Origin of the sequence: Parvimonas sp. D2 (genome assembly GCF_035282635.1) — a bacterium.
GTDB lineage: Bacteria > Bacillota > Clostridia > Tissierellales > Peptoniphilaceae > Parvimonas.
On the sequence record NZ_JAYKBO010000055.1, the window covers coordinates 1 to 265 of the forward strand.

The following is a 265-nucleotide window of genomic DNA, read 5'->3' on the forward strand; positions in this document are numbered from 1 at the left end:
GTAATTGGTACCGAGGCCCCACGTATTGTGAGAGAAACCGGACTTGACTATAAAGACAAAATTGTTCGTCCGCTTACCCGTACTAAAATTCGAGACAATGCAGTTTACTTTACAGCTATTGAATTATACTCTAACAGAAGAGATGATTTCCAAAACCGTATTTTCAAAAGCATTGAAACAGATTTCAAGAAAAGAGGATTGATACTGGAACAATTGCTGGTAAGGAATATCACTTTACCTGCCAATGTAAAAACCTCTATCGAAG

At 37.4% G+C, this 265-nt stretch carries 1 protein-coding gene; it reads left to right on the forward strand.

Translation table 11 applies throughout. From position 1 onward, the window contains the following. Positions 1 to 27 precede the first annotated feature (27 nt). Positions 28 to 265: SPFH domain-containing protein (locus VJI77_RS07560; protein WP_323988987.1), on the forward strand; the 238-nt coding region annotated here is incomplete at its 3' end.